The organism is Paradesulfitobacterium aromaticivorans (genome assembly GCF_054657415.1).
On sequence record NZ_BAAHYT010000010.1, the window covers coordinates 2,041,299 to 2,058,470 of the forward strand.

The 17,172-nt window shown below is 51.1% G+C and carries 18 protein-coding genes; 16 read left to right on the forward strand and 2 right to left on the reverse strand.

What is annotated here, in order from left to right; translation table 11 throughout:
* Window positions 1-6 precede the first annotated feature (6 nt).
* The 5 genes from ACYQ2N_RS15745 to ACYQ2N_RS15765 all read left to right on the forward strand — a co-directional run bounded on the left by ACYQ2N_RS15745 (window position 7) and on the right by ACYQ2N_RS15765 (window position 5,908).
* Window positions 7-1,602, forward strand: a complete 1,596-nt coding sequence (locus ACYQ2N_RS15745) for a DAK2 domain-containing protein (RefSeq protein WP_460000559.1) — start codon at window positions 7-9, stop codon at window positions 1,600-1,602.
* A gap of 56 nt (window positions 1,603-1,658) precedes the next feature.
* A complete protein-coding gene (gene sdaAB, locus ACYQ2N_RS15750; RefSeq protein ID WP_460000240.1) occupies window positions 1,659-2,330 on the forward strand; it encodes an L-serine ammonia-lyase, iron-sulfur-dependent subunit beta in 672 nt (223 codons plus the stop codon).
* 12 nt (window positions 2,331-2,342) lie between these two features.
* On the forward strand, window positions 2,343-3,206 hold the full coding sequence (sdaAA, locus tag ACYQ2N_RS15755; protein ID WP_460000241.1) for an L-serine ammonia-lyase, iron-sulfur-dependent, subunit alpha: 864 nt from the start codon (window positions 2,343-2,345) through the stop codon (window positions 3,204-3,206).
* A 90-nt stretch (window positions 3,207-3,296) separates the two neighbouring features.
* Window positions 3,297-5,621 carry an ATP-dependent DNA helicase RecG gene (gene recG / locus ACYQ2N_RS15760; protein ID WP_460000242.1) on the forward strand — a complete coding sequence of 775 codons (2,325 nt, stop codon included), beginning with the start codon at window positions 3,297-3,299 and terminating at the stop codon, window positions 5,619-5,621.
* Window positions 5,622-5,788: 167 nt separating this feature from the next.
* Window positions 5,789-5,908 carry a small, acid-soluble spore protein, alpha/beta type gene (locus ACYQ2N_RS15765; RefSeq protein WP_460000243.1) on the forward strand — a complete coding sequence of 40 codons (120 nt, stop codon included), beginning with the start codon at window positions 5,789-5,791 and terminating at the stop codon, window positions 5,906-5,908.
* A 129-nt stretch (window positions 5,909-6,037) separates the two neighbouring features.
* Here ACYQ2N_RS15765 and gpr read toward each other — a convergent pair whose 3' ends face one another.
* A complete protein-coding gene (gpr, locus tag ACYQ2N_RS15770) occupies window positions 6,038-7,024 on the reverse strand; it encodes a GPR endopeptidase (protein WP_460000244.1) in 987 nt (328 codons plus the stop codon).
* Between the two features lie 247 nt (window positions 7,025-7,271).
* On the opposite strand from gpr, the gene ACYQ2N_RS15775 reads away from it, so the two are divergent.
* From ACYQ2N_RS15775 to ACYQ2N_RS15785, 3 genes are all read left to right on the forward strand, one after another.
* A complete protein-coding gene (locus ACYQ2N_RS15775; protein ID WP_460000246.1) occupies window positions 7,272-7,946 on the forward strand; it encodes a class I SAM-dependent methyltransferase in 675 nt (224 codons plus the stop codon).
* Between the two features lie 120 nt (window positions 7,947-8,066).
* Entirely contained in the window at window positions 8,067-8,645 is a 579-nt protein-coding gene (rsmD, locus tag ACYQ2N_RS15780) for a 16S rRNA (guanine(966)-N(2))-methyltransferase RsmD (protein WP_460000560.1), read from the forward strand.
* A 65-nt stretch (window positions 8,646-8,710) separates the two neighbouring features.
* Window positions 8,711-9,193 (forward strand): ATPase, encoded by a 483-nt coding sequence (locus ACYQ2N_RS15785; RefSeq protein WP_460000247.1) that lies wholly within the window; start codon window positions 8,711-8,713, stop codon window positions 9,191-9,193.
* Between the two features lie 3 nt (window positions 9,194-9,196).
* On the opposite strand, the gene ylbJ is transcribed toward ACYQ2N_RS15785, so the two are convergent.
* Window positions 9,197-10,351 carry a sporulation integral membrane protein YlbJ gene (gene ylbJ, locus ACYQ2N_RS15790; protein ID WP_460000248.1) on the reverse strand — a complete coding sequence of 385 codons (1,155 nt, stop codon included), beginning with the start codon at window positions 10,349-10,351 and terminating at the stop codon, window positions 9,197-9,199.
* Between the two features lie 163 nt (window positions 10,352-10,514).
* Between ylbJ and ACYQ2N_RS15795 the strand changes: the two genes are divergently transcribed.
* The 8 genes from ACYQ2N_RS15795 (at window position 10,515) to fabK (ending at window position 17,149) form a co-directional block, all read left to right on the forward strand.
* Window positions 10,515-11,279 carry a patatin-like phospholipase family protein gene (locus ACYQ2N_RS15795; RefSeq protein ID WP_460000249.1) on the forward strand — a complete coding sequence of 255 codons (765 nt, stop codon included), beginning with the start codon at window positions 10,515-10,517 and terminating at the stop codon, window positions 11,277-11,279.
* A gap of 166 nt (window positions 11,280-11,445) precedes the next feature.
* Window positions 11,446-12,648, forward strand: coding sequence for an acetate/propionate family kinase (locus ACYQ2N_RS15800; RefSeq protein WP_460000251.1), 1,203 nt, complete (start codon window positions 11,446-11,448; stop codon window positions 12,646-12,648).
* A 76-nt stretch (window positions 12,649-12,724) separates the two neighbouring features.
* The gene (locus ACYQ2N_RS15805) at window positions 12,725-13,234 is read left to right on the forward strand and encodes a YceD family protein (protein ID WP_460000252.1); all 510 of its coding nucleotides are present in this window, start codon (window positions 12,725-12,727) and stop codon (window positions 13,232-13,234) included.
* 36 nt (window positions 13,235-13,270) lie between these two features.
* Entirely contained in the window at window positions 13,271-13,450 is a 180-nt protein-coding gene (gene rpmF, locus ACYQ2N_RS15810) for a 50S ribosomal protein L32 (RefSeq protein WP_460000254.1), read from the forward strand.
* Between the two features lie 148 nt (window positions 13,451-13,598).
* Window positions 13,599-14,171, forward strand: coding sequence for a transcription factor FapR (fapR, locus tag ACYQ2N_RS15815; protein WP_460000256.1), 573 nt, complete (start codon window positions 13,599-13,601; stop codon window positions 14,169-14,171).
* A 4-nt stretch (window positions 14,172-14,175) separates the two neighbouring features.
* Window positions 14,176-15,174 (forward strand): phosphate acyltransferase PlsX, encoded by a 999-nt coding sequence (gene plsX, locus ACYQ2N_RS15820; protein ID WP_460000257.1) that lies wholly within the window; start codon window positions 14,176-14,178, stop codon window positions 15,172-15,174.
* 29 nt (window positions 15,175-15,203) lie between these two features.
* Window positions 15,204-16,199: a beta-ketoacyl-ACP synthase III gene (locus ACYQ2N_RS15825; protein WP_460000258.1), complete on the forward strand. Its 996-nt coding sequence runs from the start codon at window positions 15,204-15,206 to the stop codon at window positions 16,197-16,199.
* Window positions 16,200-16,201: 2 nt separating this feature from the next.
* On the forward strand, window positions 16,202-17,149 hold the full coding sequence (gene fabK / locus ACYQ2N_RS15830; RefSeq protein WP_460000260.1) for an enoyl-[acyl-carrier-protein] reductase FabK: 948 nt from the start codon (window positions 16,202-16,204) through the stop codon (window positions 17,147-17,149).
* The last annotated feature ends 23 nt before the right edge of the window (window positions 17,150-17,172 follow it).

Genomic DNA, 17,172 nt, shown 5'->3' on the forward strand with positions numbered 1-17,172 from the left:
AAGCACATGGTTGCCGGCGGGGCCAGAGCTTTGGAGCAAAGGAAGCAGGAAGTAGATGCTCTGAATGTATTTCCCGTGCCCGATGGGGATACAGGAACCAACATGTTCCTGACGATTCAGTCTGCAGCCCGCGATGCGGAGCAGACGGCGGGGGATTCTGTGTCCGAGGTAGCGGCTGCTGTTTCTATGGGTTCTTTAATGGGGGCCCGGGGTAATTCAGGGGTAATCCTGTCCCAGCTTTTGCGCGGTATCGCCAAAGGAGTTGAAGGCCTGAAGACTGTGACTTCCGGTGAATTGGCCCAGGCCTTGCAAACAGGAGTGGATACGGCGTATAAAGCAGTGATGAGGCCGGTCGAAGGTACGATTCTAACGGTATCCCGGGAGACTGCACGCGCAGCCCTCGCTAAGGCCAAACATGGCGGTACTCCGCTAGAGACTTTAACAGAAGGTTATCGTAAAGGTCAGGAGGCCTTAGCCAAAACGCCGGAACTCCTGCCGGCTTTGAAACAGGCAGGAGTGGTTGATGCCGGCGGGCAGGGGTTTCTGATTATTTTAGGCGGCTGGATTGCAGTGCTCGAAGGCAAGGCTCCTCAGCCAGAAAGTTTTGCTGCGGCAGCGGCAGTTCAGGGCATTGTCCGAGTTGAAAATCTGGAATATCCTTACTGTACTGAATTTCTGGTTAAGGGCAGTGATATAAATCCCAAGCAAATACGTCAGGATTTGATGGACAGGGGAGACAGCCTGCTCGTTGTTGGGACTCCGGAAGTGGTTAAGATTCACATTCATGTCAAAAACCCGGGTCAGATTTTGGATTATGCCTTGCGCTGGGGTGCGCTCCATGAGGTGGAGATCCATAATATGCTGGCTCAGAACGAAGCGATGGCTCACGCTCAGAAGGAACCGCCGTCGGCTGCGGAAAGTGCGGCCACACCGGAGCCTGACAAAGAAAACGGGGTTGTGGCCGTCACTATGGGGGATGGGATTACAGAGATATTCAAGAGCCTGGGCGTGGATGAAGTGGTTTTTGGCGGCCAGACCATGAATCCGAGCACGGAAGATCTGGCCGAGGCTGTTAGGAAAGTTAAAGCGAAAAACATCTTCATCCTTCCAAACAATGGAAATATTATGCTTGCAGCCCGCCAAGTGCGGGAAGTCGTGAAAGAACGTGAAGTCAGTGTAATTTCGAGCAAATCTATTCCACAGGGAATTGCAGCCTTAATCAACTTTGATCCTGAAGGGGAAGTTGAAAACAATCTGATGGCGATGGAAAACGGGTTGGCGGCGGTTAAATCCGGGGAAGTGACCTATGCGGTCAGAGATTCACAGTGGGACAGTCTTGAGATTAAGGCCGGAGATGTCCTGGGTTTGGTGGAAGACAAAATCGTAGCTACCGGAACAAGTCTGATGGCAGTAGCCCAGGCGACTTTAGAAAAAATGGAGTGGCGGACGCGGGATTTGGTTACTATATTTTATGGACAAGAAGTTGAACCCCAGGAAGTACAACGCTTGCAGGATTGGCTGCGGCGCGAAAGTTCCGGCGTGGAAGTTGAAGTCCATTCGGGTGGTCAGCCCCTCTATTACTACATTTTTGGCGTAGAGTAGTCTTCATGCCCTCCGGATCGACCGGAGGGTTTTGTCTAAGGAGGAAGCCAGGAAGCATGGGAAAGGCTAATGTATTTGACCTGCTCGGGCCCATTATGGTAGGACCTTCAAGTTCCCATACCGCTGGAGCCGTGCGTTTAGGTGCCATGGCCCGCAAGATTTTTAACGGGAAGTTGGCCCAGGCGCACATTCTTTTGCACGGGTCGTTTGCGGAAACGGGCAAAGGGCACGGGACAAACCTCGCCCTGGTGGCGGGGCTTTTGCAGATGAAGCCGGATGATGAACGGATTAGCCGGGCATTAGAACTTGCCGAAGAGTATGGACTCAAAGTGAGCTTCGCTAAGACAGATTTAGGGGATGTTCATCCGAATACGGTGAAGTTTATGCTCCAGAGCCCTGAAGGCCGCCAGATGGAGATTACCGGGTCTTCAATCGGAGGTGGGAGAATCGTAATCACGGAAATCGACCAGTTTGTGGTCGAGATTCCGGGGGATTATCACACCTTGGTACTCTTGCACCAAGATTTGCCCGGGGTAGTGGCTCAAGCCACTAATCTGCTGGCTACTGCGCAAATTAATATTGCCCAGATGCGGGTTTCACGTGAGAAAAAGGGGGCTCAGGCCCTGACAGTTGTGGAAACTGACCAGGCGATTGAACCGGCTGCCCTGGCATTAATGAGGAAATTGCCGAGTGTTTTCCAGGCTATGGCTATTGAACCGTTGGAATAAGGAGGAATCCTGATGCTCGCGTATGAAGACCTGGTGCATCAAGCGGAAAAGAAAAACCTTAAAATCGGCCAGGTCGTAATCCTGGATCAAAGCGAACAGTTGGAACAAACGGAAGCAGAACTGCGTCGGCGAATGGCTGAGAATCTGCAGGTGATGCGGGATTCGGTAAGGATAGGGCTCACGGGGGAGCGCAAGTCCCTTTCCGGAATGGTAGGGGGAGATGCGGCCAAGGTTGAGGCCCGACGTGCCCGCGGAGAAAGCCTGGTAGGAGATACTGTAACTAAGGCGATCGCGCGCGCGCTGGCGGTATCTGAAGTGAATGCGAGCATGGGTAAGATTGTGGCAGCCCCGACCGCGGGCTCGAGCGGTGTGCTGCCGGCAGTGCTCCTTACTGTGGAAGAAGTTTACCAGGCAGCGGAAGATGATGTCATAACCGCTCTTTTTACTGCAGCAGGCTTAGGAGTAGTTATAGCAGACAGGGCCAATGTTTCCGGAGCAGAAGGCGGGTGTCAGGCAGAAATAGGTTCGGCCACGGCGATGGCAGCGGCCGCAGCGGTGGAATTGGCCGGGGGGACTCCGCGCGCAGGCGCGTATGCGGCAGCAATTGCCCTCAAATCAATGCTCGGGCTGGTGTGTGATCCTGTGGCCGGGCTGGTTGAAGTGCCGTGTGTCAAACGTAACGCAACCGGGGCTACGTTGGCCTTGGCGGCGGCAGAAATGGCTTTGGCCGGGGTCAAGAGTGCCATTCCGCTGGATGAGGTTATCGACACCATGGAGGCAGTTGGGCGGCAAATGCCCTGTGCCCTAAGGGAAACTGCCCAGGGAGGCCTGGCTATTACCCCCACTGGTAGAAGGGTGCATGCGGATTTTCTCTAAAGCCTGTTGGGCGGCTGTCCGATACAACTGTTTTCCGGTAGTGGCTAACTTGCTATGATTACATAATATGGAGGCTCTTAAGAGGTTCTGATGAAGGCTGAGGAATTAATCTTTAATAACTTAAAGAAAGCCCTGCGGGCTGAGGAAAGACACGGTTTTAGCAATACCGGTGCGCTCGGGGGCTTTTCTTCGTTCCTGCAGGGGTTAGCAGCTAGGCTGGAACAGCTCTCCCTGGACGGGGACTGGGAAGTGCTGCGCCGGATTGCTGAAGTTTACCAGGCTTCGGCACCGGGTGCACGGCGAAAACTAATTACTGAACTGAGCTCTTACATCGAAAAATGGGAAGACCATTTAAGCAGTGAAGCCTTTGCACCAAAAAACCGTAATACTGTCCCCAATTCAGATAATAACCTGGCAGACAATAACTTGCGCTATGTCAAAGGGGTTGGGCCGGAAAGAGTGAAACAACTGGCTAAGCTCGGGATCACTACCCTACCGGAGCTTTTTCTTCATTTTCCCCGCCGCTATGAAGACAGAAGGCCCAGGCCTATACCTGACCTCAAAGATGGGGATTATGCCACAGTAATCGGCACGGTAACAGCCGCTCAGATCAGTCAGGGCAAAATCAAGGTCATTAAGCTCAGCCTCGAACAAGAGGGGAGAATAATCTATGCAGTCTGGTTTAACCAAACATACATCCTTAAGCAATACCCGCCCGGTACAGCCCTGGCGGTAAGCGGAAAAGTGCGCTGGAACTATAAAGTTCCGGAAATTATGGTCAGTGACAGCGAGAAGGTAGAAGGGGGTGTAAGTCCTGCCGCCATCCTCCCAGTTTATCCGGAAACGGCCAAGCTTTCCTCCAAAGTCTTGCGCAACCTGATCCACGGTCAGCTTGCTAAGGTTAAGGAGTGTTTTCCTGAGTATCTGTCACCCGAGCTGGGCGAGGGCTGGATGGCGCGGGATGCGGCCTATCGCGAAATGCATTTTCCCTCAAGCTTTCCTTCCCTGGGCAAGGCCCGCGACCGTTTGGTTTGGGAAGAAATTCTCTTTCTCCAGCTGGCGGTTGCACGCCTGCGCCAAACTCCGCGTGCATTTAAGAGCCCGGTGCTGACAGGCGGAGATGAATTGGTGCAAGGATTTCGGGCCAGCCTTCCATATGAGCTTACTAAGGCCCAAGAGCGGGTGATCAGCGAAATCTTCCGGGATATGGCCCAGCCTAGGGGAATGACGCGTCTGGTCCAGGGTGATGTCGGTTCAGGCAAGACAGTGGTAGCGATGGCAGCCTTGCTCAAAGCGGCAGGCTGTGGCTACCAAGGGGCAATGATGGCCCCTACAGAAGTGTTGGCGTGGCAGCACTATCAGTCCTTAACAGAGGCTTTTGCCCCTTTGGGAATCACGGTCGTTTCCCTGCTGGGCAGCCACAACCGGGCCGAACGGGAAGAGAACCTGGCGTGCATTGCAGAGGGACGGGCTCAGATTGTGGTTGGAACTCATGCTCTAATCCAGGAAAGTGTCGTATTTCATTCCTTGGGCTTGGCGGTTACGGATGAACAGCATCGTTTCGGGGTACGCCAGCGCTCCCTGTTGCAGGAAAAAGGGTCCTATCCCCACGTGTTGGTCATGACAGCCACTCCCATTCCAAGGACACTCGCCTTAACTTTATACGGAGATTTGCAGATATCAGTAGTAGATGAGATGCCTGCAGGGCGCAAACCGATTATCACCCGCAAGCTCTCAGAACGGGCGCGGCCGAGTATGGAAAAGTTTTTAGCGCAAGAAATGGAGCGCGGGTGTCAGGTTTATGTTGTTTGCCCTTTGGTCGCGGAATCCGAAGTCCTTGACTTAGTCTCTGCGACTGAGCAAGCCCAGGATCTTAAAGCCAAGTTCCCGAACAGGCGCGTGGAACTCTTGCATGGACGGATGAAAGGTTCGGAGAAAGAAGAGATTATGCGGGATTTTCAGGCCGGGCAGATTGACATCTTGGTTTCAACCACTGTAATCGAGGTAGGGGTCAATGTCCCTAACGCCACGGTAATGGTCATTGAGAGAGCGGAACGCTTCGGCCTCGCTCAGTTGCACCAGCTACGGGGCCGGGTCGGCCGCGGCACAGAACAGTCATACTGTATTCTTATGACTGAATCCCCCCGCAGTAAGCGCTTAGACATCCTGTGCCAGAGTCAGGACGGTTTCAAAATTGCCGAGGAAGATCTGAAACTGCGCGGACCGGGAGAACTTTTGGGAACAAGGCAGCACGGACTGACAGAACTTAGACTGGCAGACCTGGCGCATGATGGCAGGCTGGTCGAGCAGGCTTATATGACAGCCCAAAAAGTGCTCGCCCAGCCGGAGAATTATCCTGCAGTGTGGCGGGAAATGGAGCGCTTCCATGATCCGCGCAAGGCCGGGATTCATTAAAAAACTTTCCTTGTCAGGAATTTATTTGCGGGGATAAAAAAGGCTCTTTGTTTGATACTATCTTTAGAAATATGAGATAAAACTTACGGGCAGCGATGAAGGACTGGCCCGCGAGGCGCACAAGGCGCAGACAGCGCAGAATGCGTAAACAGAGGAGGTGTAAGCAAGTGGCTGACAATAATAAGACGCAAATTAAGCTCACACCTGAACTGGAGAAGTTTAAGTATGAGGTGGCACAGGAAATAGGGATTGCTAACCGCAAGCACAAAAAGTTCCCTAACACTTAAGGAAAGATTTTCAGCTTACAATGTGGAAACTAACCCTTAAGAAAAGGGAACGTAAGCCTTGATACAGGCGATTTGCGGAAAGTGAATTACGAAGCGAAAGAAGCGGGAGAGATCCAGCTTCTTTCGCTGTTATTGGAGATACCGTTCATACTCTTCCCGGTCAATCCCTGGGTGCAGGCTTATGCCCAAAGCGCCGGCAATAATTCTGGCAGTCGTTTGGATTAAAGTGTCAATTTCTTTCGGGGTTACCATTAAGTTTTCATTATAGGGAGAGAGGACCTCATTCATAATAGTATGCACTGCCTGGGGGTTAAGCCCTTTATAAAGCTTATAGAGGCTGGGACTGCTTTTAAGTTGCTCCATTAAAGCATCAAGAGTATTGCTCGCTATGACTGCGGCGTTAACAACTGTCGGAATTCCGATCGCCACTACCTTGCAGCCTATGGATTCTTCATTAATCCCAAGACGACGGTTGCCCACTCCTGATCCAGGATGAATTCCGGTATCAGCCAATTGGATGCTGGTGCCGATCCTATCCAGTGATCCCGCTGCCAGGGAATCAATCGCGATGACCAGATCAGGTTTTACGTGTTCCACAATGCCACGGATAATTTCCGCTGTTTCAATTCCGGTTATTCCCAAAACACCCGGTGCAATCGCACTTACTTTGCGCAGCTTACCCTGCAATTCTTCCGGGGAATACCGAAATAGATGTCTGGTCACAAGGCTTTTATCAACCACCTGGGGTCCAAGGGCATCCGGGGTAGCGTTCCAGTTGCCGAGGCCAACGAGCAGAATACTGGCCTCTTCCGTCAATTTCATTAGTTCCACAAGTTTCCGGGCCAGGATCTCCGTTATTTCCTCATGAACCAGATAATTGTTCTGGCGAACTTCAGGGGCATCGATTGTTATGTACTGCCCGCGTGGGCGGCCCATTTCTTTAACCCCTTCGTCTGTTTCAATGGTAATAGTGGTCACCAAGGCATGCTCAAAATGCTCTTCATCCATGCGGACGCCGGGAATTTCCTCCCCGACTTCACCCCGCAAAATCTCGTGCGCTTCAACGACCAAATCTAAGGATACATTAAACTCGCGAAAAAACTCTGATTTTTTCATTTTACATATTCCCTCCTTGGCTGGAAAAAAGGTCACTGGCCCGCGGACCAGTGACCAGAGAGGAGAAACATAAGGAAGAACTGGATGGGGGAAAGGCATCATAAAAAAGATTGCCTGCTCGTTTAGTATTAAACACCTTTCGTAAAGATATACAATTTTTCAAGGCTAAGTTTCAAAAAACCGGGAGCACAGCTTAAATGGATTTTTTGTGATATACTGGGTAAAAGTGCTTGAGGAGGAGAGAGACGTGAGTCGAAATTCTTTGTTTGATAGGGTTGCCGCTGATTATGACAGCTGGTATAGAAGTGAATTAGGGCAAGCTGTAGATCAGGTGGAAAGGGAAGGAATCGATAATGCATTCACTCCTCCAGGATCCAATATACTTGAAGTCGGGTGCGGAACCGGGAATTATACGCTCAGTTTGGCTGGGAGAGGTTATATCCTGAGCGCGCTCGATGTTTCCGGGCAAATGCTGGCTGTGGCGCGAGCTAAAGCTAAAGAGGCTGGACGGGATGTTAACTGGATACAGGCAGATGTCAGGAAGGTCTTGCCCAAACTGGGGGAGTATCACGGAATTCTCTCTGTCACTGCGTTTGAGTTCATCCACAAGCCTCAGGAAGTGTTGGCTGATTTATATAAGCATCTTCTCCCCGGGGGATGTCTTGTCATTGGAATAATAGCCGCGAACAGCCCGTGGAGCGACCTTTATCGGCATGCAGCAGCGGATAACCCTGAATCTGTGTTTGCCCAGGCTAGCTTTTACAGTGAAGCTGATATTCAGAGTTGGGATGTTGGCGCAAGTCCGGTGATCAGCAAAGCACTCTATTTTCCGCCGACTGTTTCCGGTCTGGCCGAAGCCCTTAAGTTGGAACGGGCACAAATGGGGGCACCGGGTTTTTTGGTGGCGAAATGGGTCAGATAATCTGATATAATATAGCTAGGGTTACTATTTAGGTATACAGAATTCAGTAGTCAGAATTCAGAATTCAGAATGCCTGAGAATAAGCTTCCCCTCCTGACTCCTGTCTCCTGAGTAGTTACCATCCAGGAGGATAAACATATGCGGATCATTGCGGGAGATATGCGCGGTCGCCGTTTGCGAACCCCGGAAGGGAATGTTACCCGTCCCACGGCTGATAAAGTTAAAGGAGCAATCTTTAATATTTTGAGGAATAAAGTAGCAGGTGCCAGAGTGCTTGATTTATTTGCCGGCACCGGTAACCTTTCCTTTGAAGCGCTTTCCCGCCATGCAGCTTCCGCTGTCATGGTCGAAAATAACGAGAAAGCTCTCCGGATTATTAGGGAAAACATGATCCTCGCCGGGATAGAAGAGTGTGTTGAGCTGATGGCGATGGACGCTTTTCGTTACCTGCGCGCATATCCTGATCAAATCTTTGATCTTATTTTTCTCGACCCTCCGTATCAGCACGGCTTAGTGGTGCGTGCGGTACGAGAATTAGCTCAGCCCTGCCGTTTAAGCCCTGACGGGGTAATCGTCGCGGAAACCGCTAAAGATGAGGAGTTAGAAGATATTCCGCCCGAGTTTGGGCTGCGCAAGACGGGAGAGTATGGAGACACCAAGGTTTGGTACTTGCAGCGCAATATTTTAGGCAGCCGATAACTTCGAGTAACTAAGTATCATGGTAAAGATTATAGTGGAATTATTGAGTGAAGGAGAGGATGAATATGGAAAGTGATGTTCTTAGCCTCTTAGATGAACTGGAGGAAATCGTTGACCGCGGCACGAAGATTCCGATGACGGGGAAGGTACTGGTTGATGACACGGTCATCTTTGAGCTCCTGGATAAAGTGCGGGCAGCCTTGCCGGAGGAAATGCAAAACGCTAAATGGGTTTTGGCTGAAAGACAGCGCATCCTGACTGAAGCGGAAACAGAAGCGCAAAAGATGGTGGAACAGGGCAAAAACTACGTGGAAAAAATGGCGGAAGAAAATGAAGTGGTAAAACAAGCACAAGGATATGCCGAGGATATTGCCAGGCAGGCCCAAGCTTTTGCCCGGGAGGTGAAAGTGGGCGCAATCCAGTACGCGGACGAACTCTTGCAGAAAGCTGAAGTGAGTCTCTATGACACCATCCAGGCACTGCACCGCAACCGGGAAGAACTGCAGTCAGTAAAAGAAGAGCGCCGCAAACCTGCGGCTAACGAGTAATACTTAAACCCGCCGCATTGCCCTCGCAAATAAAGATAAACAGAGCATCCCAGCGAGGATAAGCACAAACCACTCAAGGGAGTACCAGCTCATCAGCCAAAAATCGCGGGTGGTAAAGGAAGCGGGAACTGCAGTCTGGGCCGGAATGTCAACCAATTTGAGCAAGAACTGGCTTAAGATCAAGGCAAATAATCCTTGCAGGGTTCGGCCGATAACAAAGGGAGAGAAGCGCAAGTCAGTAAGGCTCGTAAAACTCATAACCTGGAAAAAGACTGAGAGCCCGCCCCAGCCCATTACAAAAGCCAGAGCGGCGATTTGTTGGTTCAAGTTTGGAAAGGCACTGATTGCGCTCCTGCAGCCTATGGTCGTTTCTAATAATCCTTCTAAAAGTGCTTTTACCCCTGCTGCCGGCACAAAAGTGCCTAAGAGCGGCTCCAGGAGAAAGGCCAGGATATCGGTGACATGCCAAACGCTCAGAAGGTGGATAATAACAGAGAAGAAAACGATGAATCCCCCTACCGTTAAGATCGTTTTTCCGCTTTGCGTAATGGCATCACCGATTACCTGGCCGAGAGGGCGAGCGTCTTCCTCCTGGGCTTTTTTCATTTCTTGCCAGGCGCGGCTTAGTGTTATTTGCTGTCCTTGGGGTCTGGACACGTCTTGAGGGCGGTAGAAACGAAAGATTAAACCAACGATTAAATTAGCCGAGTATACAGAGCCAGCCAAAACTGCTCCTAAAACCGGTTGTCCTAGCATTCCTGCAGCGACCGCTCCCAGCATAAAGCCAGGGCTGGGATTACTGGTGAAAGCGAGTAGGCGCTCTCCTTCTTCCCTGGTAATTTCCCCACGCTGACGCAGACGCGCCGTCAGGATCGCGCCCATGGGCATACCTGAGGTGTGGGCCATAGCTAAGACGAAGGAGGCCTTGCCCGGAAGGCGAAAGAGTGGCCTCATCAGGGGTTCAAGCAATACTCCCAGGAAGTGGACAAAACCCTGTCCCATCAACAGTTCAGACAGGATGAAAAAGGGAAAAAGCGCAGGAAGGACAAAGCGCCACCAGAGGGAGAGACCTGTGGTGGCAGCGGTTACAACTTCCTGCGGATAATAAAACATGGCAAAGGCCAAGAAAAAAAGTACAAGTGCACGTACTGCGGACATGCTCACCCTCCGAATCCTGGTAGGTTAATCACATAAGATGTATATGGAAACATCGTTAAAGCTAGACCTCACGCAGTTGAAGAGAAGGATGGTTTGGTTTTAGCTGATTGTTCATGAGAAGATAGAGCTTAGGTTAGTGAAAACTCGCAGAGAGGTGAAGAAAATGGGAGGCAAAACTGGGTTGGTGCTGGGAGCCGGGGGGGCCCGCGGGTTTGCCCATTTGGGAGTCTTACAGGTTCTGCGGGAAGAGAAGATAAATTTCGATTTTGTCGCCGGCTGCAGTGCAGGCGCTATTTTTGGGGCGGTGTGGGCGGCGGGCTTAGATCTGTACCGAGTGGAACGGCTGCTCACTTATCCCGGGTTTACCAAGAAATTATTTGACCTCTCAATGTCGCGGGAGGGTTTGGTCAAAGGGGATAAAATCTTGGAAGTAATGCGCCTGCTGCTGAAAGACGCTGTTTTTGCCGAATTGCAAGTCCCGTTCGCAGTGATTGCCACCGATATTGAAAACGGAGAAATGGTGCTTTTCCGGGAAGGGAGTGTGGCGCACGCTGTCCGGGCCAGCATCTCGATTCCCGGATTCTTTAAGCCTTACCGCTATCAGGGGCGGCTGCTGGTAGATGGTGCAGTCACGAACAGGCTGCCTCTCGATGTCGCCAAAGAAATGGGAGCGGACAAAATCCTGGCTGTAGATGTCAAAAGAGGGCTGACAAGCAAACTGACAAGCGCAGTGGACATCTTGCAGCAGTCAGTTGAGATTTTGGAGGAAGAAGTATTCCGCTGCCGCTCCCTTGGTGCTGATTTTCTCCTGCAGCCGGAAGTGGCGCATATTGGCAGCCTCCAGTTTGACCGGGCGCAGGAGGCGATTGAGATCGGGAGGCAGGCTGCTTTGGCTAAATCTTCTGAAATTCGGCGAATTCTTGCGTAAATCATTGAAAATCAAAGAAATTATGCTACACTCAATAAGGAACAAGGAGGGATAGCAGATTTTATTTCGAGCTTGAGGGACAGAATAAATACATACTACGATAAAACACTAATATTGTGAGAGATTAAACACGAATCTCAAAGCGGCTAAGGGAGTTGTAAACGAGTTGAAGATCCTAGTAATTAATTGTGGCAGTTCTTCGTTGAAATATCAGTTACTGGACATGGACACACATAATCCCCTGGCCAAAGGGCTGGTGGAGCGAATCGGCTTGCCGGGGGCAGCTCTTACCCACTGTACCGCCGCCATAGGAAAAAAAGTCATCGAGGTAGATATCCCAGATCACAAGGTGGGTATAAGTTTAGTGCTGGAGGCCTTGGTGCATCCTGAGTACGGCGTGATCACAGGGCTTGAAGAAATTGCGGCTGTTGGGCACCGAGTGGTTCACGGCGGGGAAAGGTTTTCCAAGTCGGTCATAGTGGAGGAAGAGGTCTTGGAGGGGTTGCGGGAGTGCATAGAGCTAGCTCCCTTGCACAACCCGCCAAACATCGCCGGGATTGAGGCCTGTCAAAAACTAATGCCGAAAGTCCCGCAAGTCGTAGTTTTCGACACAGCCTTTCACCAGACTATGCCTCCTTATGCCTATTTATACGGGTTACCCTATGAGCTTTATGAAAAGTATAAAATCCGCAAATATGGGTTTCACGGGACTTCGCATAAATATGTGAGCCAGCGGGCCGCCAAACTTCTGCGCAAGCCGCTGACAGAGCTGAAGCTGATCAGCTGCCACCTGGGCAATGGGTCTTCCATTACCGCGATTAAAGGCGGGAAATCAATAGAGACCTCAATGGGCTTTACTCCCCTTGAAGGGCTGATGATGGGGACGCGTTCAGGAGACTTAGATCCGGCAATTGTAGCCTTCATTATGGAAAAGGAGAAACTCAGCTCTGAGGAAATAAACGACTTCCTCAATAAAAAGTGCGGAGTGCTCGGGGTTTCCGGAGTCAGCAGTGACTTTAGGGATATCGAGGATGCCGCTGCCGAGGGCAATTATCGCGCCCAACTCGCGCTCCAGATTTTTGCCCATGATGTTAAGAAATACATTGGCGCTTATGCTGCGGTTCTCAATGGTGTGGACGCAGTCATCTTTACGGCCGGCCTAGGGGAGAATTCAGGAAGCATGCGCGCGGATATTTGCAACAATCTTGATATTTTCGGAATTCTCCTCGACCCGGAAAAGAATAAGATCAGAGGGGAAGAAGTAGATATTTCCGCTGCTGCTGCAACTTGCCGCGTACTCGTCATACCGACTAATGAGGAACTGATGATTGCGCTGGATACTAAAGCACTTATCAAAGTAATCGAATGATTTACTGTCAAAGAGTTTTCCTTGACAAAGAAAAATGTGCCAACTATAATAGTCTATGTGTATCGAGGTGGTGTCTATGAAAGTCAGTGTAGCCCAGCTTCTGCGTGATGAAGGGTCAAGCGCAAATTATGATTTGCTGGAGGAATTTCCTCCCCTTCAATTTGATGGTGATGATCTCACTTTTGAATCCCCGGTACATGTTACACTTAGGGTAAGTAATACGGGCAAGGAACTGCTGGCAAACGGCAGGGTTCAAACCCGGGTGCGGGCGCACTGCAGCCGCTGCCTGGAAGAGATGGGTTATCCGCTTGACCTCGAATACGAGGATGAGTGGGTTTCAGCTGCCAAAGCCACAGATGATCAGCTTGAGAATGCGTTGCTGTTTGAGAAAGATCAAATAGAACTTAAAGAGCGGATCCTGGAGCAGATTGTTTTGGTTCTGCCGATGAAGTTCGTTTGTAAGCCTGAATGTAAGGGTCTGTGCTCCCACTGCGGGACTAACCTTAATCAGGCGAAGTGCAGCTGCGGCGAGGAGAATATTGATCCGCGCCTGGCACAGCTGGCCAAGTGGCACCCGGCCGAGTGACTGGGATTAAGATAGGAAATTAAAGGGGGTGTAAATATGGGTGTTGCTCAACATCGTCAATCTAAATCCAGAGTGCGCAAGCGGAGGGCTATGTGGAAACTGACTGCGCCAAACCACATCGAATGCCCCCAATGCCATAAACCGAAACTTTCCCATCATGTATGCCCCTCATGCGGTTACTACGATGGCAAAGAAGTTGTTAAAGTAGGGGAATAATCTATTGACGCGGACGCTGTGGCCGCGAACGAGCCTAAAGAGCCTTCAAAAGAGGGCTCTTTATTCTTTTGTCTCTCTTGAAATCTCTCACGCTATCCTTTATAATTGTGACCAGGTCACAAGAAAGATTAGGAAATTGGTGATGTGATTGACCCGCTATCGCAAACAGGAACGGCGTGATGCATTGAAATCTGCTCTCTCCCACAACCCTTTCCTCACGGATGAGGAATTGGCGCAGCGCTTCGGGGTGAGTGTTTCTACGATCAGGCTTGACCGCGGCAAGTTAGATATCCCTGAGGTGCGCCTGCGCACCCTGGCCGTTGCCCATGAGTCCATCAGCACCTTGAAAGCCTTGGGGCAGCAAGAGATTATCGGCAGTTTGCTTGAATTAAGAATTGGAGAGTATGCCCGCTCAGAGCTTATCATTGATGAAAGCATGGTTTTGGCGAAAGCCAGAGTTGCCAGAGGACATCACCTTTTTGCCCAGGTAAACTCGCTCGCGATTGCTGTAGTAGATGCTGAGGTTGCCGTAACCGGGAGCACCCGCCTCAAGTTCGTGCGTCCGGTGCGTCTGGGGGAAAGAGTCGTGGCGGAAGGACATGTTATAAAGCGCAAAGACAATAAATATTGGGTTGAAGTAGTTGCCGAGGTTGGGGAGGAGCAAGTCCTTAAAGGGAGACTGGTAGTGTTCGCTTTTGCTGGGAGCATAAGGAGGGAGTGAGAGCATGAGGATTGCCTTGGATGCCATGGGCGGCGACTATGCGCCCGGGGAAATCATCAAAGGGGCTGTGAAAGCGGCCCAGGCTTATCCCAGGATGGAGATTATCCTAGTGGGGCAAAGCGCAAGGATTAATCCCTTACTATCGAATATACTTAAGAATATTTCTGTGCTGGAAGCATCAGAAGTTATCGGCATGGATGAACACCCGGCTCAGGCCGTGCGTAAGAAAAAAGATTCTTCAATTGTGGTTGCGACCCGTCTGGTAAAAGAGAAAAAAGCTGACGCTGTCGTTAGTGCCGGCAGCACCGGGGCGCAAATGGCGAGTGCACTGCTTGGACTGGGGAGAGTAAAAGGGGTGGAACGACCGGGTATCGCGACGGTCTTGCCGACTCTCGCTGGGGGCAAGCTAGTTCTGGATGTTGGTGCCAATCCGGACGCCAAACCGGAACATCTGCTGCAATATGCCCAGATGGGAAGCATTTATGCCCACCATATTATGGGGATTGAAAATCCCCGCATTGCCCTGCTTAATATCGGAACGGAAGAGAGTAAAGGGAATGAGCTGACTCAGCACGCCTACCCGCTATTACAAGCATCCAGCTTGAACTTTAGCGGGAATATTGAAGGCCGCGATGTTCCGTACGGGCGGGCGGATGTGGTTGTATGCGATGGCTTTGTGGGGAATGTCGTGCTTAAAACAGCTGAGGGATTGGCTGGGGCGCTGTTTGAACTTATTAAAGATAAAATTACATCCACACCTGTGAGGAAACTGGGAGCGCTGGCGGTAAAACCCGGTCTTAAGGAAATAGCCAGCATGATGGATTATGCGGAGTATGGAGGCTCTCCTCTGCTCGGGGTTAATGGAATTAGCATTGTCTGTCACGGCAGTTCCAAAGAAAAAGCTATCTTTAATGCTATCAGGGTGGCAGGGGAATGTGCAGAGGCCGGATTAACCGAACTTATCGCGCAAGAAATGACGGCTCAGACCCAAGACTTAAGTTAATAACGTCAAGAGAAAAGAGGGTGTATTTAATGCGTCAAGTAGGAATTGTGGGAACGGGGTCATATGTTCCGGAAAATGTTTTGACTAACTTTGATATGGAAAAAATGGTGGATACGAATGACGAATGGATTGTAACCCGGACAGGAATAAAGGAAAGGCATATCGCCGACAAGGAGACTCCTGTGTCTGAGTTGTGCTATCAGGCAGCAGTACGGGCTTTGGAGGATGCCAAGGTGTCCCCGGAAGATCTGGACTTGGTAATTGTAATGACAGTTACTCCGGACCATCTCTTCCCAGCTACCGCGTGCCTGGTGGCAGACCGCTTAGGGGCTAAACGGGCAGCTGCCTTCGATTTGGAGGCGGGGTGCAGCGGCTTCCTGTACGGAGTAACAGTGGGCAGCCAGTTTATTGCCACAGGCATGTATAATAATGTTTTAGTCATTGGGGCGGAGACGCTGAGCAAGCTGTTAAACTGGGAAGATAGAGCAACCTGTATTCTCTTTGGCGATGGAGCAGGGGCTGCGGTACTCAAGCCGGTTGAAGACGGATACGGTTTCTTAAGCTATGAACTGGGAGCAGACGGCTCAGGCGGGCCTCTTCTGATCGTGCCGGCCGGCGGGTCTAAGCAGCCTCCTGCGCCTGAGACAATTGCCAATAAGCTGCACACCATTCACATGGCCGGCAGTGAGACGTTTAAGTTTGCCGTGCGGACGATGGGGGAAGCCTCAATTCGGGTTTTGACAAAAGCCGGCCTGACCAGGGAAGATGTAGACTTCCTGGTGCCGCACCAAGCGAACATTCGCATCATTGATGCAGCCATGAAGCGTTTAGGAATCGGCCAGGACAAGGTGGTAGTAAACCTGGATCGTTATGGCAATATGTCTGCCGCCTCCATCCCGGTGGCGCTTGATGAAGCGGTGCATACTGGTCGCATTAAATATGGAGATGTGGTGGTTATGGTAGGGTTTGGCGCCGGCTTGACTTGGGGTGCTACCGTTATGAAATGGGCCAAGAGAGGGGAATAAGGATGATCACAACCAAGCTGTGCGGCATGCTAGGTATAGAGTACCCCATCTTTCAGGGGGGAATGGCCTGGGTGGCGACAGGAGAACTGGCTGCAGCGGTATCTGATGCCGGAGGGCTCGGTATCATAGGTTCGGGTCAGGCTCCCGCCGACTGGTTACGCCAGGAGATTCGCAAAGTAAAGGAAACTACCACTAAACCCTTTGGCGTAAACATTATGCTGATGTCGCCCTATGTTGACGAGATTATGCAGGTGATTGTCGCGGAAAGGGTGCCTGTGATCACCACCGGTGCCGGGAATCCGGGAAAATACGTGGGCATGCTTAAAGAAGTGGGTACGAAAGTAATCCCAGTTGTCGCTTCGGTCGCTTTAGCTAAGCGTTTGGAAAAGGTGGGAGTTGACGCGCTCATAGCCGAAGGAACGGAATCAGGCGGGCATGTAGGGGAAATCGGCACTTTACCTCTGGTGCCCCAAATAGTCGACACCGTTAAGATTCCGGTGATTGCAGCCGGAGGCATTGTGGACGGACGCGGTCTGGCTGCGGCACTTGCCTTAGGGGCGGAAGGAGTGCAAATGGGTACCCGCTTCATGTGTGCCGAAGAATGTACGATTTCCCCTAAGATCAAAGAAATGATCATTAAGGCCAAAGACAGAGACACTGTTGTGACGGGCCAGACTACCGGACATCCGGTGCGTTGCCTGGAAAACCGTTTCATTCGAGAGTTTGTGCGCCTGGAACGGGAACAAACTCCGGTTGCAGAACTTGAACAGTTCGGAGCCGGACGGTTGCGCTTGGCAATGGTAGAAGGGGACACGGATAACGGATCCATAATGTCCGGTCAGGTTGCGGGAGCGGTGAAACGGATCGAACCGGCGGCAGTGATCATTCAAGACGTTATGGAAGGCGCTGAGCGCAAATTAAAGAGGCTGGCAGGGTTAGTGAATCTATAAGTAACTCTTTCCGCTGTGCAGCC

Coding starts and splice junctions, on each gene's coding strand:
- ACYQ2N_RS15745 (WP_460000559.1), top strand. CDS start 7: ATGGTTGCCGGCGGGGCCAGAGCTTTGGAGCAAAGGAAGCAGGAAGTA.
- sdaAB (WP_460000240.1), top strand. CDS start 1,659: ATGGGAAAGGCTAATGTATTTGACCTGCTCGGGCCCATTATGGTAGGA.
- sdaAA (WP_460000241.1), top strand. CDS start 2,343: ATGCTCGCGTATGAAGACCTGGTGCATCAAGCGGAAAAGAAAAACCTT.
- recG (WP_460000242.1), top strand. CDS start 3,297: ATGAAGGCTGAGGAATTAATCTTTAATAACTTAAAGAAAGCCCTGCGG.
- gpr (WP_460000244.1), bottom strand. CDS start 7,024: ATGAAAAAATCAGAGTTTTTTCGCGAGTTTAATGTATCCTTAGATTTG.
- ACYQ2N_RS15785 (WP_460000247.1), top strand. CDS start 8,711: ATGGAAAGTGATGTTCTTAGCCTCTTAGATGAACTGGAGGAAATCGTT.
- ylbJ (WP_460000248.1), bottom strand. CDS start 10,351: ATGTCCGCAGTACGTGCACTTGTACTTTTTTTCTTGGCCTTTGCCATG.
- ACYQ2N_RS15795 (WP_460000249.1), top strand. CDS start 10,515: ATGGGAGGCAAAACTGGGTTGGTGCTGGGAGCCGGGGGGGCCCGCGGG.
- ACYQ2N_RS15805 (WP_460000252.1), top strand. CDS start 12,725: ATGAAAGTCAGTGTAGCCCAGCTTCTGCGTGATGAAGGGTCAAGCGCA.
- rpmF (WP_460000254.1), top strand. CDS start 13,271: ATGGGTGTTGCTCAACATCGTCAATCTAAATCCAGAGTGCGCAAGCGG.
- plsX (WP_460000257.1), top strand. CDS start 14,176: ATGAGGATTGCCTTGGATGCCATGGGCGGCGACTATGCGCCCGGGGAA.
- ACYQ2N_RS15825 (WP_460000258.1), top strand. CDS start 15,204: ATGCGTCAAGTAGGAATTGTGGGAACGGGGTCATATGTTCCGGAAAAT.
- fabK (WP_460000260.1), top strand. CDS start 16,202: ATGATCACAACCAAGCTGTGCGGCATGCTAGGTATAGAGTACCCCATC.